This is a genomic window from Microbacterium aquimaris (assembly GCF_039531285.1).
Classification (GTDB): Bacteria; Actinomycetota; Actinomycetes; order Actinomycetales; family Microbacteriaceae; genus Microbacterium; species Microbacterium aquimaris.
Genome location: NZ_BAAAPT010000001.1, coordinates 1,441,285 through 1,457,499, shown reverse-complemented (window position 1 = coordinate 1,457,499; position 16,215 = coordinate 1,441,285). Strand labels below are relative to the sequence as shown.

The 16,215-nt window shown below is 69.8% G+C and carries 13 protein-coding genes; 4 read left to right on the top strand and 9 right to left on the bottom strand.

Annotated features, from left to right (window positions below):
- Positions 1-6 precede the first annotated feature (6 nt).
- From ABD204_RS06750 to ABD204_RS06730, 5 genes are read right to left on the bottom strand one after another with little or no spacing between them, the layout of a single operon-like run.
- Positions 7-903: a carbohydrate ABC transporter permease gene (locus ABD204_RS06750; protein WP_194423878.1), complete on the bottom strand. Its 897-nt coding sequence runs from the start codon at positions 901-903 to the stop codon at positions 7-9.
- Complete coding sequence (locus tag ABD204_RS06745; protein WP_194423877.1) at positions 900-1,784, bottom strand: carbohydrate ABC transporter permease; 885 nt, start codon at positions 1,782-1,784, stop codon at positions 900-902. Before ABD204_RS06745 ends, ABD204_RS06750 begins: the two co-directional genes overlap by 4 nt.
- Positions 1,781-2,875, bottom strand: coding sequence for an ABC transporter ATP-binding protein (locus ABD204_RS06740; protein ID WP_194423876.1), 1,095 nt, complete (start codon positions 2,873-2,875; stop codon positions 1,781-1,783). Before ABD204_RS06740 ends, ABD204_RS06745 begins: the two co-directional genes overlap by 4 nt.
- Complete coding sequence (locus ABD204_RS06735; protein ID WP_194423875.1) at positions 2,872-3,600, bottom strand: glycerophosphodiester phosphodiesterase; 729 nt, start codon at positions 3,598-3,600, stop codon at positions 2,872-2,874. The genes ABD204_RS06740 and ABD204_RS06735 overlap by 4 nt, the downstream gene beginning before the upstream one ends.
- Positions 3,597-4,250: a glycerophosphodiester phosphodiesterase gene (locus ABD204_RS06730; RefSeq protein WP_194423874.1), complete on the bottom strand. Its 654-nt coding sequence runs from the start codon at positions 4,248-4,250 to the stop codon at positions 3,597-3,599. Before ABD204_RS06730 ends, ABD204_RS06735 begins: the two co-directional genes overlap by 4 nt.
- A gap of 206 nt (positions 4,251-4,456) precedes the next feature.
- On the opposite strand from ABD204_RS06730, the gene ABD204_RS06725 reads away from it, so the two are divergent.
- Positions 4,457-5,470: a LacI family DNA-binding transcriptional regulator gene (locus tag ABD204_RS06725; RefSeq protein ID WP_194423873.1), complete on the top strand. Its 1,014-nt coding sequence runs from the start codon at positions 4,457-4,459 to the stop codon at positions 5,468-5,470.
- Between the two features lie 57 nt (positions 5,471-5,527).
- On the opposite strand, the gene ABD204_RS06720 is transcribed toward ABD204_RS06725, so the two are convergent.
- Together ABD204_RS06720 and ABD204_RS06715 are read right to left on the bottom strand one after the other, a co-directional pair.
- On the bottom strand, positions 5,528-6,355 hold the full coding sequence (locus tag ABD204_RS06720; RefSeq protein WP_194423872.1) for a glycerophosphodiester phosphodiesterase: 828 nt from the start codon (positions 6,353-6,355) through the stop codon (positions 5,528-5,530).
- A 139-nt stretch (positions 6,356-6,494) separates the two neighbouring features.
- A complete protein-coding gene (locus ABD204_RS06715) occupies positions 6,495-7,415 on the bottom strand; it encodes an aldose 1-epimerase family protein (RefSeq protein WP_194423871.1) in 921 nt (306 codons plus the stop codon).
- Positions 7,416-7,539: 124 nt separating this feature from the next.
- Between ABD204_RS06715 and ABD204_RS06710 the strand changes: the two genes are divergently transcribed.
- Positions 7,540-7,692, top strand: a complete 153-nt coding sequence (locus ABD204_RS06710; RefSeq protein ID WP_194423870.1) for a hypothetical protein — start codon at positions 7,540-7,542, stop codon at positions 7,690-7,692.
- A 283-nt stretch (positions 7,693-7,975) separates the two neighbouring features.
- Here ABD204_RS06710 and ABD204_RS06705 read toward each other — a convergent pair whose 3' ends face one another.
- Entirely contained in the window at positions 7,976-8,530 is a 555-nt protein-coding gene (locus ABD204_RS06705) for a helix-turn-helix transcriptional regulator (protein WP_194423869.1), read from the bottom strand.
- A gap of 76 nt (positions 8,531-8,606) precedes the next feature.
- On the opposite strand from ABD204_RS06705, the gene ABD204_RS06700 reads away from it, so the two are divergent.
- Complete coding sequence (locus tag ABD204_RS06700) at positions 8,607-10,229, top strand: bifunctional NAD(P)/FAD-dependent oxidoreductase/class I SAM-dependent methyltransferase (RefSeq protein ID WP_194423868.1); 1,623 nt, start codon at positions 8,607-8,609, stop codon at positions 10,227-10,229.
- Positions 10,230-10,300: 71 nt separating this feature from the next.
- Here the strand turns inward: ABD204_RS06700 and ABD204_RS06695 are convergent, their stop codons facing one another.
- Positions 10,301-14,395 carry a DUF5979 domain-containing protein gene (locus tag ABD204_RS06695; RefSeq protein WP_194423867.1) on the bottom strand — a complete coding sequence of 1,365 codons (4,095 nt, stop codon included), beginning with the start codon at positions 14,393-14,395 and terminating at the stop codon, positions 10,301-10,303.
- A 475-nt stretch (positions 14,396-14,870) separates the two neighbouring features.
- Between ABD204_RS06695 and ABD204_RS06690 the strand changes: the two genes are divergently transcribed.
- Positions 14,871-16,196, top strand: a complete 1,326-nt coding sequence (locus ABD204_RS06690; RefSeq protein WP_194423866.1) for a UDP-glucose dehydrogenase family protein — start codon at positions 14,871-14,873, stop codon at positions 16,194-16,196.
- Positions 16,197-16,215 lie beyond the last annotated feature (19 nt).

Here is a 16,215-nt window from a genome sequence, read left to right as displayed (position 1 = left end):
GGGGGGTCACTTCACGCCGGTGTAGGTGAAGGCGTTCATGATGTGGCGGCGGGTCAGGAAGAAGACCACGATCGCCGGGATGATCAGCAGCACGTTGCCGGCCATCGCGATGTTCGGCGCGAACTCGTCCACCCGCACCAGACGGTCCACCGCCAGCGGCAGCGTGCGCACCGCCTCGGTGGTGGTCCACACCAGCGGGAAGAAGTAGTTGTTCCACGTGCCCACGAAGGTCAGCAGCGCGACCGTCGCGATCGTCGGCCGCGCCATCGGCAGCATGATCGTCCACAGGATGCGCAACTCACCGGCGTTGTCCAGGCGAGCCGCCTCGAGGATCGCATCGGGCACCTGCATGAAGCGCTGACGCAGCATGAACAACCCGAACCCACTGGCCAGGAACGGCAGCACCAACGACGCGTGCGTGTTCAACAGCCCCGCTTCGGCGTACATCACGAACACCGGCAGGAAGATCAGCTGACCGGGGATCAGCATCGTCGCCAGCACGATCCCGAACAGGGTCGCCCGACCCGGGAACTCGTGCCGGGCGAAGGCGTACGCGGCCGGGACGATCAACACGATCTGCCCGATCACCGTGGCCCCGGTGACGATCACCGAGTTCACCGCGAAGTGGGTGAAGTCCACCCGACGGAACGCCTCGACGAAGTTGTCGAACGAGAACTGCGCCGGCCACAGCGTCGGAGGCAGCGACGACGCCTCCGCGGCCGTCTGGAACGACGTCGACAGCATCCACAGGAACGGCCCCAGGAAGATCAGCAACACCACGGCCCCGCCGAGCACCCGCCCGACGACGGCGAGCGCGCGCACCGCCACACGCGGGACCGCGGCGGTCGCCCCGGTGGGACGGGCGGGAGTGAGGACAAGCGGTTCACGGACCACGGCGGTCATCGGTAGTGCACCTTTCGCTGCAGAACACGGAAGTACACGGCCGTGATCGCCCCCACGATGACCATCAGCACGGTCGCCATGGCCGCGGCGTAGCCGACCCGGTAATAGTTGAAGCCCTCGCGATAGATGCTGAAGATCAGCGTGTTCGTCGCACCCTGTGGACCGCCCTGGGTCATCACATTGATGCTGTCGAAAGCCTGGAACGACGCGATGATGTTGATCAGCACCAAGAAGAACAACGTCGGCGAGATCATCGGCACCGTGATCCGCGTGAACCGCGACCACCGGCTCGCGCGGTCGAGCGCCGCCGCCTCGTCGAGATACGGCGGGATCGCGCGCATGGCGGCGAGGATGATCAGCGCGTTCAGCCCCGCCGACTTCCACACCGACACCAAAGCCACCGACACCAAGGCCACCGACGGATCGGTCAACCAGCCCACCGCATCCACACCGAACAGCGACAGCGCCCAGTTGAGCAGGCCGTCATCGGCGCGCATGAGCCACACGAACACCAACGAGACCGACACCAGTGAGATCACCGTCGGCACGAACACGACCGATTCGAGGAAGCGGTTCACCCACGACAGACGCCGCAGGTACAGCGCGAGGGCGAAACCCACCGCCAGGGTGAGGGTCACATCCATCACCATGTAGAGGATCGTGTTGCCGAGGATGCGGCCGAAATCGGGGTCGGTGAACATCTCCACGAAGTTGCCGAAGCCGACGAAGGTCATCGGGCCGCGCATGTTCCAGTCGAAGAACGACAGCACCAGGTTGTACCCGAGCGGGTACAGGTAGAACACCGCCAGCAGGAGGACCACCGGCGCGACCAGCAGGTACGGAAGAGCGCGGTGCGGCACCCGCGTGCGTCGGGAACTCACGCCGGAATCCCCACCGGGGCCGGGCTCGCGGCGACGGCCCCGGAGGTGCCGTCCTGCGCGGCGCCGATACGGGCCTGTGACGCGTCGAACCAGTGCAGCCGCGCGTCGGGGACGTGCACCGCGACCGGACCGCGGGCCAGCGGACGGTGGCCGTCGAAGCCGCGGACCGACACCGGCTCCCCCGAGTCCAACCGCACCCGGTCGACCGTCTCGGCCCCGAGGTATTCGCTGGCCACCGACGTGCCCGCCAGCCGCAGCCAGCCGGGCGCGGTGGCCTCGCCCCACGGCGCGACGCGGGCGTGCTCGGGACGGAACCCGGCGAAGTGGGCGTCGGGAGCGGCCGCGGGGCCGAGCTGGTCGGCGGCGATCACGTTCATCGGGGGGCTGCCGATGAACCGCGCGGCGAAGGTGTTGGCCGGGCGGGTGTACAGCTCGAGCGGGGAGGCGTCCTGCATGATGCGGCCCTGGTCCATCAGCACGATGCGACTGCCCATGCTCATCGCCTCGACCTGGTCGTGCGTGACGTAGATGAACGTCGCACCCAGGCGGGCGTGCAGGTCGACCAGTTCGGCGCGCATGTGCTGACGCAGCCGGGCGTCGAGGTTCGACAGGGGCTCGTCCATGAGGAAGACGGCGGGCTTTCGCACCATGGCCCGCGCCAGTGCGACGCGCTGCCGCTCGCCACCGGAGAGCTGATCGGGCGACTTGCGCAGGTGATCGGTCAGCCCGACCGTCTCGGCGATCTCCTCGACCAGTTCCCGCCGTTCCGCCTTCGCGACGCCGGTGTTCTTCAGCCCGTACTCGATGTTCCGCTCGACGTTCATCGTCGGATAGATGGCGTAGTTCTGGAACACCATCGCGACCCCGCGCTCACCGGGCGGCAGAGACGTCACGTCGCGGCCGCCGATGCCGATCCGGCCGCCGGTGGGCTGCTCGAGCCCGGCGATCATCCGCAGCGTCGTCGACTTGCCGCAGCCGGACGGGCCCACGAGCACCGTGAAGCTGCCCTCGTCGACGGTCAGGTCGATCGGTTCGATGACGGTGCGCTCTCCGAACGTCTTCACGACGGACTGCAGGTCGACACGGCTCATGAGGTGGCCTCCACAGGCATATCGGGACGGTTGGTCATCAGCCCGTCGACACCGAGGGCGAGGATGCGCGCGGCCTCGTGCTCGTCGTCGACGGTCCAGGCGTTCACCCGCAGCCCCGCCGCGTGTGCCCGCACAACGAACGCCTCATCGACGAGGCGATGGTGGGGGTGCAGCACGCGCGCGCCGCAGCGACGCGCATAGTCGACGACGTCGACGAAGCGTTCGACGAAGGCGATCGCGGTGAACGCGTCGGGGTGGTCGGCGGCGAACGCGGCGACGGCGCCGTGATTGATCGAAGAGACGAGGGTGCGCGGCATCCAGCCGGCGTCTCGGATCGAGGCCGCGACCAGGTCGTTCACCCGCGCCGCATCGGCGCCGAACGACTTGGTCTCCACGTTCAGGTCGAGGTCGTGCTCGACCATGAACGCGACCGCCTCGGCGAATTCGAGGATGCCGACCGCCTCCGCCGCGAACGCACCCGGGTGGGTGCGGTCGAAGCGGAACCGGCGCAGGTCGGCGAGGGTCATCTCCGACACCGCGCCGGTGCCGTCGGAGGTGCGGTCGATCGTCGCGTCGTGGATCACCACCAGCCGCTCGTCGGCGGTCAGGTGGACGTCGAGTTCGATCGTGCGGGCACCCTGCGCGACGGCCAGCTCGAACGCCGCGCGCGTGTTCTCCGGCGCCGCTTTGCTGGCCCCACGGTGCGCCATCAGACCCCGGATCATGCGCGCACCTCCGCGGTCTGACCCGCGGTCCCGCGGAGCCGAAGCAGGCCCGGGTCGCTCACGGTGACCGCATCCACACCGGCGGCGAGGGCGCGGACGACCTGGTCGCGCTCGGAAACCGGCCACCACGGGGCGGCGAAGGTCCAGGCGTGCACCCCGACCCCCGCTTCGGACGCGGCGGCCGTCGACGGGCCCGTCACGACGCCGGCCATCGGATGCAGCGATACCGCCCCCACCTGGGCGGCGTACCGCGGGCCCTCGTGCAGCGCCGCGAGATGGCGCAGCCCCAAGCGGAGCCCCACGGCGTTTCCGCCGATCGCGACGACCGACGCATGGTCGAGCGAGGTGAGCAACACATCCCCGGTGACCAGGCGCGCCGAGACGAGGGTCGCCACCGCGGCGGCGATCAGCGACGACTGCTCGCCGAGATCGGTCAGGCCGCCGGCGACCAGCTCGACCCGCAGACCGAGGCGCGCCGCATCCGTCAGCAACACCTCCAGGACGGTGTCGCCGGCGAGCACGGTGCGCTCGTCGCGGATCGACAGGTCGCACGAGACGCCGTCCGCACCCAGGCCGGCGGCATCGGCGAGGGCGACCTCGGCCGACAGCCGCAGGTACAGCGCCGGGTTCGGCGCGGGTGTGGGGGGCATGGATTTCCTTCGGGTCGGTTCGACGCTCAGGCGGGGCGGCCGGGGCGACGTTCACCGAACCTGGTCGCCGTCGGGGCATGGACGGTGACCAGCCCGTGTCCGGAGGCGAAGCGCGCGTGAACTCTTCGACGCTCCGCGCCTGGAAAACGTGGACGGCCGCGGGGCCGCGGTCTTCCACCCCACCTTCCGGGTGGAAGACTGGAGCGGTGCCCCCCACCCCCGAGGGCCGCCCCTCCCCGCCGCGGCTCGCCGACATCGCCGCGCGCGCGGGCGTGTCCAAGTCCCTCGCGTCGCTGGCGCTGCGCGGCGAGGCCGGCGTGAGCGAGGAGGCACGGCGGCGAGTGCTGGACGCGGCCCGAGCCCTCGGGCGTCACGTCACCCCGCACGCGCTTCGCATGCTCGGCGGCACCGAGATGATCGGTGTGCTGGTGACCGACCTGCGCAATCCGTTCCACGTCGACGTCGTCCTCGGCATCGAGAAGGAGGCCGACCGCGCCTCCGTGCACGTGGTCAACGGCGCACGGGACCTCGACCGGATGCGCGCGCAACTGCGCGAGTTCGACACCCTGGGGGTGGCCGGGATCGTGGTCGTCAGCAGCTGGCTCCCCGGCGAAGACGTCGCCGCCGCCGGCAGCCGCCGCCCCGTCGTGGTCATCGGATCCACGGTCAACCACACCCCCGGGACCGACACCGTCCGCGGCGACATGCGCATCGGCATCCGCGAGACGGTGGAACACCTCGTCGCCTCCGGCCACCGCCGCATCGGGTTCGTCGCGGAATCGGAACGCTCCTCCTCCCGCGTGCGGCACGCCGCCTTCCTCGAGCAGACCTCGCGCTTCCTCAACGACACCGCCACCGGGGCGCTGCACATCGACGACCTCACCGCCGACCCCCGACAGCTTGCGCAGCTCACACGCGACCGCGGCGTCACCGCCTACATCGCCGCGAACGACATCACCGCGATCGCGCTCATGGGCGTCGCCGAACGCGCGCGTCTCCGCGTGCCCGACGACCTCGCGATCGCCGGATACGACAACACCACCAGCAGCCGACTCGTCAGCCCCGCACTGACCACCGTCGACCAGCCGTGGGAGCGCATGGGCGAGCGGGCGTTCCAGTTGATCCGCGAGCGCACCCTCGGGCGCACCTCCGACCGGGAGGAGATCGTCACACCCCATCTCGTGGCGCGCGGATCCACGGCGCCCCGACTTCAGGGGTGAGGGCGCCGGGCTGAAAGCGCCGGGCTGAGGGCGCCGGACTGAGGGCGCCCATGGTGGTCACCCCCGGACCGAGAGCACGCCCGCGGGGTCGTCGGTGCAGATCGCGTCGGCGCCGGCATCCGCCAGGTCCCGGGCGCGGGCGACGTCGTTGACCGTCCAGACATACGCGCGCAGACCGGCCGCGTGGATGCGGTCGATCTCGGGGGCACCCAGACTGTCCTCCCAGATCGACAGGCCCTCGGCGCCGATGCGCTCGGCGAACGCGAGCGCCGGCTCGAAACCGGCCTTACCGAGCTGCTCGACGAGCACAGTGAACCAGGCCTCCACCCGGTCGGCGGGATGCCCGGCCTCCACCGCGTGGCGACGCATCACCTCCGGGTCACCGACCCCGAGGGTCAGCGGATACAGCCGGGACTGCGGTGCCCGCTCGCGCATCTCGACCAGGGCCGGCCAGTGGAACGACGAGACGATCCAGGCGAGGTCCGGGAAGCCCGTGACGACCTCCACCACCGCCGGCACCGCCACGGGCGCCTTGATCTCGATGTTCACCTCGACACGCCCCTCGGCGAGCGCGAGCACCTCGGCGAGGGTCGGGACACCCTCACCGGCACCCGCATCCAGGGCTGCCAGCTGCGCGACGGTGAAACCGTCGACCGGGCCGTGCCCGTCGGTCGTGCGATCGACCGTGTCATCGTGCACCACCACCGGGACGCCGTCGGCGCTGAGCGCCACGTCCAGCTCGATGCCGTCGGCGCCGTGCGCGATGGCGGCGGCGAACGCCGCGAGGGTGTTTTCGGGCCGTTCGATCGAGGCACCGCGGTGTGCGGCGACCGCGAATCGCGCCGTCGCGAGGCTCTCGGCTTCTGATCGATCGATCGCCGTCATGACATCTCCCGTCGTTCGAAGCGACGCGATGCGCGGCGCCCGGGCCACCACGCTCGAGAGTGACCCTGCCGGGACGGCGACGATACGGTGGCCGTCCGGTGAACGGCGGTCGACGAACGGGAAGCCCGGTGCTCCGCGACTACGCCGCCGGGAGGTGGCGGGCACCCCACGTGAGCTCGCGGCGTTCCCCCGGCTCGAGCCAGATCAGGTCGATGCCGGAGTTCAGAGCGTTCGGCGGCGCCGACATCGGCTCCAGTGCCACGGCCCGACCGACACCGCTCTCGCCGGGGAAGTCGTCGGGTGTGAACACCTGCAACCAACGGAACTCCGGATCAGCCCAAACCTGCGTCGCCGACCCGTCGGGAGCCTCCAGGCGCGCGATCTCGCCCGGCTCATCCCGGTTCGCGAGCATCCCGTACGCGACGTTCAGGTCGGCCCCGGCGAGAGAACGCCCCTGCCGCAGGTCGAACTCGCCCGGCGTGACCTCCCGCTCTGCGACGGGATTCAGCCGCTCATCGAGTTCGAGCCTCACCCCGGCATCGACGTGGAGGGTCAGGTCGTCGGTCGGTACCTCGCCGACCCGGAAGTACGGGTGCGCACCGACCGCCCATGGGGCCGGTGCATCCGACCGGTTGCGGACGCCGTGGGTCACCGAGAAGCCGTCGTCCTCGAGCGCATAGGTCACCGACGTCTCCAACAGGAACGGCCACCCGTGCTGCGGGTGGATCGTCGCCCCCAGACTCAAGACCTCGTCGCTGCGGTGTCGCAGCGTGTAGGCGGTGTTGCGGAGGAGCCCGTGGATGGCGCCGCCGCGGGCCACATCGGTCACATCGAGCTGCTGGGTCTTCCCGTCGAGCTGCCAGCGGGCATCCGCGACCCGGTTCGGCCACGGCGACAGGACGATGCCGCACCCGTGAGAGGGCAACGCATCGGTGCCGACGGTCTCGGTAATGCGGACGCCGCGCACCCTCACCTCGCGCAGCACGGCGGCCAATGCGCTGGCTTCGACCCGCACCGTGCCGTCATCGAGCACGAACTGTTCACCCAGGATCTCTGTCACGCCGACCAGCCTAGAAGCTCCCGGGCGACGCCGATCACGCTCCGCCCGCATCCGCAACCCCTCGCGCCGGGCGGCCGCCACGGACTTGAGTGGACATCGAAGCCACGACGAGAAGGAGGCCGCCATGAGCACGGACGAGTCGAACCACCCCCACGACGACCACAGCGCCGCCCCCGGCACCCACGAGGGCTCGCGCGGAGCCGGATCGGAGTCACCCGAGGAGGGCGAGGCGGCCATGGAGGCCGCCGAAGAAGCCACGATCGACGACAAGGACTGACCCGCCCGCGCCCCGCACCGCACCGAACACCTCCGCTCCGCAGTCGGAAGCTGCGGGTCCCACATCCGCGAACCCGCGATTCGTGACCGCGGATACGAGTGACGCCGCAGGTCGTGACGAACCTCCGCGCTCCACAGCCGACAGCTGCGGGTCCCACGCGCATGCACCCGCGGTCGTGAACTGCGGGTCCGTCATCCGCGAACCCGCGGTTCGTGACTGCGGAACGGAAGTGCGTTGCAGATCGTGACTGCGGAGCGAGGGGGACGGGGGGTCCCGGGCGCGATCAGCGGTGGAGGTGGGCGCGCTGGCCTTCGCGGTCGAAGACCATGATGAGCTCGGCGGCGGCGTCGATCGCCGCCATGGCGTGCGGGGTCATCGTGGAGAATTCCGCCGCCTCGCCCTGAGCCACCTCGATCCTCCGCTCCCCCAGCTGGAGGAGTACACGCCCCTCGAGCACGAGGAACCAGTCGTAGCCGGGATGCACGCGGGGTGCGGGCAGATCGGCTTCGGGTTCCAGCCGCAGTTTCATCGCCATGGTGCGCCCGTCGACACGGTTCAGCGCCCACGTCGTACGCCCACCCGAGCGATGCTGGGTGGGACGGATCACGACATCGTCATCGTCGTCGGCGTGGAACAGCGCATCCAGACTCACCTGGAGCGCCTCGGCCAGCGGTACCAGAACATCCAGGCTCAGGCTCCGCTTGCCGGTCTCCATCCGGCTGATCGTCGACGCGCTCAGATTGCTGCGCTCGGCGATCTCGTCGAGGGAGTAGCCGAGGGTGGTCCGGATGCTGCGCAACCGAACGCGCGCGAGCTGTTCGACATCGGAGGTCGCCATGGGTCCATCATGATCAGATCTTGCGAATTATGCAAGTGCGCATCCTGTTACCGCCAGACCTGCTTACGCTGTCCGCATGGGCCACCACGACGACACGAGCCACACGCACGACACGAGCCACACGCACGACCATCAGCACGGGCCGACGCTGAGCAGACGCGTCGACGTCGCCGTCATCGGCGGATCGGCCGCGGGCCTCGCGGCGGCCCTGCAACTCACCCGCCAACGTCGCTCGGTGATCGTCGTCGACGACGCGACACCCCGCAACGCCCCCGCCGAGCACATGCACGGCTACCTCGGACGCGAGGGCACCCCGCCCGACGACCTGCGCGCGATCGGGCGAGAAGAGGTTCGCTCGTACGGTGGCGAGGTGCTGACCGGCCGGGTCCTCGATGTGCACCGCGAGGGTGACCGGTTCCGAGTCGACCTCACCGGTGGCAGCTCCCTGCTCGCGCGGCGCGTGCTGGTCGCCTCCGGCATCACCGACGAGTTGCCCGCCGTCGAGGGCCTGCGTGAACGGTGGGGGCACGAGGTCATCCACTGCCCGTTCTGCCACGGGTGGGAGGTGCGCGACCAGCGGGTCGTGCAGATCGTCACCACACCGATGGGGCTGCATCCGACACCGCTGCTGCGTCACCTCACCGACCGGCTCACCGTCGTGCTCCACGACGCCGCGGGAGTCGACGCCGATGCGCTGCGAGCGCTCGGCGCATCCGGCGTGCCCGTCGTCGAGGCGACCGTACAGCGCATCGTCGACGCCGACGGCGCCCTCGGCATCGACCTCGACGACGGCACCCGGCTTCCCGCCGACGCCGTGCTGGTCGGGTCGCGTTTCCATGCCCGCGTCGACATGCTCACCGGTCTGGGGTTGACGGCCACCGCCCACCCGAGCGGCCTGGGTGAGACCCTCGCCGCCGACGCGACCGGAGCCACCGCGGTCGAGGGTGTCTACGCGGCCGGCAACGTCGTGGACCCCAGCATGCAAGTGCTCCAGGCCGCGGCGAACGGCAGCATGGTCGGCGCACACATCGCCTTCAGCCTCGGCAACGAAGACCTCGCCGCCGGCACCCGCCCGTCGGCCGGCGAAGACGACTGGGATGCCCGCTACACCGAAGAGCGCATGTGGAGCGGGAACCCCAACGGATCCCTCGTGGCCGAAGCGACCGGGCTCACACCCGGCCGTGCCCTCGACGTCGGCACCGGCGAAGGCGCCGACGCGCTGTGGCTCGCCGAGCACGGCTGGACCGTCACGGCATCCGATGTGTCCTCGGCGGCGTTGCGTCGCGTGGACGACGAGGCCGAGCGTCGCGGGCTGACGGTGCGGACGCTGCACTCCGACGCCAACAGCATCCGCCCATACGGGGATGAGCGCTTCGACCTCGTCTCGCTGCAGTACGGGTCGTTCCCCCGCACACCGGAGGGTCGGGGCCTGCACAGCCTGCTCGACGCGGTCGCCCCCGGCGGGACGCTGCTCGTGGTCGCACACGACCTCGCCTGGACGCGGGAGAAGATCGATCCGGCCGAGACCACTCGCGCGTTCGACCCCGAGGCGTACGTCGGTGTCGCCGAGGTCGCGACCGCGCTGGATGCCGAGGGCGGATGGCGGGTCGAGGTGCACGAGACGCGACCGCGCCCGGCGGGAGCGGTCAGTCACAACCACGTCGAAGACGTGGTGCTGCGCGCGGTGCGGGTGGCGTAAACCCGTCACCCGCAGAGGCGCGCGGTCGGGGGGTGCACCACCCGACCGCGTGCCTCACCTCCTCGAGCGCCTTACTCGATCGCGCTGCGCCGCCGCCGAAGCAGCAGTCCCGCGACGATCAAGAACAGCGCCGCGCCGATCACCAGGCCACTCACGGCGCCGGCACCGGTGAGGGCGAGGTCGGGCACCTCACCGATCTCGTTCTCCAGCGACACCTCGACCGCCGTCCCGGGATCGCCGGTGATCATGACGACCGCCACGGCGCTGCCGGAATCAGTCGAGACCGTGACATCGTCGGACTCCGCCGCCCACGTCGCCGCATCCCAGCGGACACCCGACGGAAGCGCCGCGTCGTGCTCTTCGACGGTCACCTCGACCCCGATCGGCAGGTCATCGATCGCCACCGATTCACCGGCGCGGATCTCGACGTCGCGGCTCTGAGAGTCACCGAACAGGTCCGTCCACGACAGGGTCACCGGGAACGTCACGTTCGACGCCGCATCGGCACCGTCACCGGTCACCGACTTCGTGAGCGTGAGCGTGCCCAGCGAGGCGAGGACGGTGTTCTCGAGGTCGACCTCCGCGACCGTCGCCGCGCCGATCGTCACCACGGCCGAACCTGAGCCGTCGGTCACCACATCACCCGACCAGGTCGGTGTCGCCCAGGTGAAGCGCGCGCTGTCCTGCGGGGCCTGTTCCACCAGGGTCACTTCCGTGCCGTGGGGCAGCGCCTGCGGGAACTCGACGACCGTCCCGTCGACGGGAACCTCGAACGAGGTCGTGTGCTCGTCGCCGTTCTGGAACCAGGTGGCGACGACGGCCACCGCGTCCGGAACGTCAGGGTCGGTCAACGGCACACCGGTCACGCTCTTCGCGACCGAGAACGTACCGGGAGCCCACGTGGCCTCGTTGACCACGCTCACCAAGGTCACCTCCCCCTGCTGGTCGGAGACGACCACCGTCGCGGAGCCGTCACCGCCATCGGTCACCTCGTCACCGGAGATGACGACATCACCCCACACGACGGTGTCGATCGCCGGCGCCTGACCCTCGGTGAGGGTGATCACGGTCCCTGCGGGAAGGTCCACCCCCAGCGGTGTCGGGTCGACGGCGTTGATCGACACCTCCCGTGTCTGAAGGTCGCCGGACGCGTCGGTCCAGGTCGCCGTCACCGGGAACTCGGTCGACGGGTCGACCTCACCCTCCGCTTCTCCGGCGATGCCCTTGAGGATGCTGATCCCGGCGGTGGAAGTGGCTGCGTGGTTCTCGAGGGTCACGGTCGCGTCATCATCACGCCCCACCGTGACTACGGCGGATTCCCCCTCGACACGGACACCGTCACCGGACCACACCGGGGCACCCCACGCGATGGAGGCCCCATCCTCGAGAGGTGCCTCGGCCAGGGTCACCTCCGTGCCGATCAGCAGGTCCTCCCCGAGCGGGACGGGCGTGCCGTCGGTGGGGACGGTCAGCGTCGCCGAGCCGGGCGAGCCTTCTTCACTCCACGACGCCTCGACGGTGACCGAGTCGGGAACCGCGTCGTTCGCGGCCTGCTCCCCGGTGATCGACTTGACCACGGAGAACGTGCCGACGGTGCGCTCCACGGTGTTGGTCACCGTCACGACAGCCGGGTCGGTGGCATGTGCCGCGGTGATCTCCACGCTCTCGGGCGAGACGACCGGTGCGGCCCAGGTGAAACGGTCGTCATCGGTCGGACGCACCTCCGTGACCGTCACCACCGAACCGATCGGGAGGTCTTCGAGGGTCTTCTCTTCGCCGGCCTTGAGGTCGAACGTGCGGTCGTCCTGCTCGGGCACCGTGTCGCCGAGGGCACTGGTGTCGATCGATACGGTCATCTCGTACTCGCGGTCAGGGTCGACCTCCGACGCCGCGGCACCGGTGAGCTCCTTCACGACGTGCATCGATCCGAGGAGGGCCTCGTTCTCAAGGGTGACCGCGACGTTCGCACCCGGGGTGATCTCCGCGGTCGCCACCGTGCCGTCATCGCTCACCGACACACCGGGCGCACTCGCGAACGACGGCGTACCGAAGGTGACCCCCGGGATCTCGGGGAACGTCGGCTCGGTCAGCTCGACCGTCCACCCGGTGCCGCGGGCGTTGAATCCGCTCACCGGGTCACCGTTCACCGGCACCGACAGGTCGTATTCGGCCTGGGTGGTGCCGGTCGGATCGATTTCGGCCACGTGCACGGTGAACGTCGCATCATCCGGCACGAACGCCGCACCCGGGGTGTCAGCGAGGACCTTCTCGATCGAGACCGACCCGCGGGTGACGCCCTGCCCGGTGCCGCCCGCCGAGTTCTCCTGGCTGATGCTGTTGCGGAACGCGATGCCCGAGCCGACCACGTCGTTGTCGTACACCGTTCCCGGCGCGTCCATCCCGCCGCTGGTGGTGCAGGTCGTGTACTCGAGCACGTACTGGTACTCACGGCTGAATCCATCGCTCTCACCGCCGTCCGGAGTGGGCAGGTCGGTCGCGGCGATGTCGAACGTGATCTCGTCGCCCTCGACGGCCACCTCGGTGACATCGGTGAGGTCCACGGTCGCCAGGCCACCGCCGGAGATCTGGTCGATCGCACGCACCGACAGGTCGAGGCGCGAGGCCAGCCCCTCGGAGGACTCTCCGGCGGCGCACACGGTCTGTGTCTCCGACAGCGTGTCGGACAGGGTCAGCTCACCGACGATGCCCTCGATGCGCTCGCCGGGGATGCGGATGCTCCAGTCGAGGGTCGTCTGCGGCATGTACTCGACACCGTCGATGGTCACCACCGCGGTGTTGATCGACCCGGACTTTCCCTGCGAGCGTCCCGGGACCTTCGCCTCGGCCCCGGCGGTCTCGCCGTCCACCTCGACGGTGTTCGCGTAGACCGTGCCGCCGTCGGGGAGTTCCTCGGAGGTGACGCACGTCTCATAGGTCACGATGTAGCGGTGGTCGCCACCCTCGAACGCGAACCCCGGATCGTCGATGTCGAATCGGACCTCGAACGCCTGCTCCGACGACGAGAGCGTCGTGGCCTCCAGGAGCGAGGTGATGTTCCGCTGATCCTCGGAACTGGGCCCGTACCGTTCCACGACCCGGATGCCGCTGATCGTGTCGGTGCACAGTTCGTGTCCCTCGCCGAGGGTGTCGGAGAGGGTGAAGCCGCTGTCACCGTCCAGCTGCTCACCGGGGATGCTGACCGTCCACGCGATCACGGCGTTGCGGTCGTCGCCGCCGCGTACCGAGCCCGACTTCGAGAGGTCGGTGAGCCACGGGCGGTTGGTCACCGTGCCGATGCCGACGCCCGCGTCGCCCCACCCTTCGACCTGGGCCTCGTTGACGTAGGTGGTTCCCTCCGGGTCGATCCGCTCGCCGGGGGTGCACGTCTCGTAGGTCACGCGGTAGATGACGTCGTCGCGGAAGCCCTCGGCCGGTGCGGTGAGGACGATATCGAACTCGGTCGCACCCGGCGCCGGAGCCGTCGTCACAAGATCGGTCACGTCGACGACCGCGCTGCCCCGCACCGTCTGCACGGTCAGCTCCGTGGGATCGCACAGCTCGTGGCCCTCACCGAGGGCGTCGTGCACGGTGACGCTACTCTGGCCGGCCATGTTGGCCCCGGGGATGTCGATGGTCCATGTCATGGACCAGTTGTTGGCGTTCATGACACCCGACTTCGACACCTCACCGGGCAAATCGATCCCGTCGTCGATGCCGCCTTCTCCCGGCAGGTCGACGACGGTCGGCGTGCCGTTGAGGTCGAAGGTGACCGTCTCGGCGGTCGTGGCCTGCACGACGCTGAGTTCGAACTCCCACTCGCCCTTGACTTCTTCCGGCCGTTCCAGGACCGCGTCGGAGAGCGTACATGTGGCCACCGCCGTGTCAGGGTCGGTGAGGCAGCTCCCCCACTCTGTCCCGTCGCCACCGAGCAGCGCGAACGGCACGGGCTCGGCGAACGCGAACACATCCGGCAGACCGATCGTGAAGACGTCTCCCGGCTGCGGGTTCGCCGTCGAAGCATCCCAGGTCCCCGAGACTTCGATCGTGTCCCCGACCGTCAGTTGGGCGTCGTCGGGGTGGATTGAGACGTCGCCCACGACGATATCCGGGTTGACCCCCGCCGCCGACGCTGCGACCGGGAACGCCACGAGCGTGACGAGAGCCATGGCGAACGCGGCCAGGACGGCGAGCGCCCCTCGCCCCCACGATCGGACTGGACTGACAGAAATTGACACGGAACTCCCCCAAAGTCGGCACGGAGGACGGCGATGTCGGCGCACGCCGAACACCTCTGCCGCCATGTCATGACGACAGAGAACACCCTCCCCAGGTGCGGATGTGTATGCCGGCGGAGCGCGTCATCACGGTTCGATCATCGTCGTTCGACCACCGTCGGGGTTCGGGTTCCGGCGGCGGGCGCACTTCGCCACCAGTGACGGTAGGAAACCGCGAAGCGAAGGGGCGGCTCGCCGCGGAATCTGACGATTTCCGTGCGGTTATTGACACTCGGTGGCGCTCCGCCGGGGGTGCCGTCCGGCGCGCGTCGGGCGAAAGGGGCGCCGCAGTCGTGACAGAGTAGAAACCTCTGTCTGGTAGGACGGAGTGTCTGTCTTCTCTGCGGGCTTCTCTTATGGGGGTTTCATGCGTCTTTCGGTGATCGGGTGCGGGTACCTGGGTGCGGTGCATGCCGCGGCGATGGCCTCGATCGGCCACGAGGTGGTCGGGATCGATGTCGATGAGCGGAAGATCGCGTCGTTGTCGAAGGGTGATGCGCCGTTCTTCGAGCCGGGGTTGCAGGAGATCCTCACCGAGGGGATCGCGTCGGGACGGCTGTCGTTCACGACCGACATGTCCGCCGCAAAGGGGGCGAAGGTCCACTTCATCGGCGTCGGCACCCCGCAGCAGGCCGGTGGATACGCCGCCGACCTGACCTACGTCAACGCCGCCGTCGACGGGCTCCTGCCCTACCTCTCCGAAGGTGACCTGGTCGCAGGGAAGTCGACCGTGCCGGTGGGCACCGCCGCGAACCTCGCACCGCGTGTCGCCGAGACCGGGGCGACGCTGGTGTGGAACCCGGAGTTCCTCCGCGAGGGGTGGGCCGTGCAAGACACCGTCGACCCCGACCGGCTCGTCGCCGGTGTCCCCTCCCAGGACGGTCACCCCACCGTCGAGGGGGAACGTTGCGCCGACGTGCTCCGCGAGGTCTACCACACCGCCGTGGCCAAAGACACGCCGTTCATCGTCACCGACTACGCCACCGCCGAGCTAGTCAAGGTCTCCGCCAACGCGTTCCTGGCCACGAAGATCAGCTTCATCAACGCCATGGCCGAGATCGCCGAAGTCACCGGCGCCGACGTCACCACCCTCGCCGACGCGATCGGCCACGACGCCCGCATCGGACGGAAGTTCCTCGGCGCCGGCATCGGCTTCGGCGGCGGCTGCCTCCCCAAAGACATCCGCGCGTTCAGTGCCCGCGCCGAAGAACTCGGCAAGGGCGAATCGGTCGCGTTCCTCCGCGAAATCGACGCGATCAACCTCCGCCGCCGCGACCGCGCCGTCGACCTGACCGTCACCGCCCTGGGCGGCACCGCCTACGACAAGAACATCACCGTCCTCGGCGCCGCTTTCAAACCCCACTCCGACGACATCCGCGACTCCCCCGCCCTCGACGTCGCCGTGCGCCTGCACGGCCTCGGCGCGAACGTCACCGTCACCGACCCCGCCGCGATCGAGAACGCCCGCCGCATCCACCCCCAGCTCACCTACGTCGAAGACCGCGACCAAGCCCTCACCGGCGCCGACGCCGTCATCGTCGTCACCGAATGGGACGAATGGCGCCGCGAACTCGACCCCGCCCACGCCGCCACCCTCGTGACCGGCAAGATCGTCGTCGACGGCCGCAACTGCCTCGACGCCACCGCCTGGCGAAACGCCGGCTTCACCTACCACGGCATGGGCCGCCCCTGACCGGACCCACCCGAACACA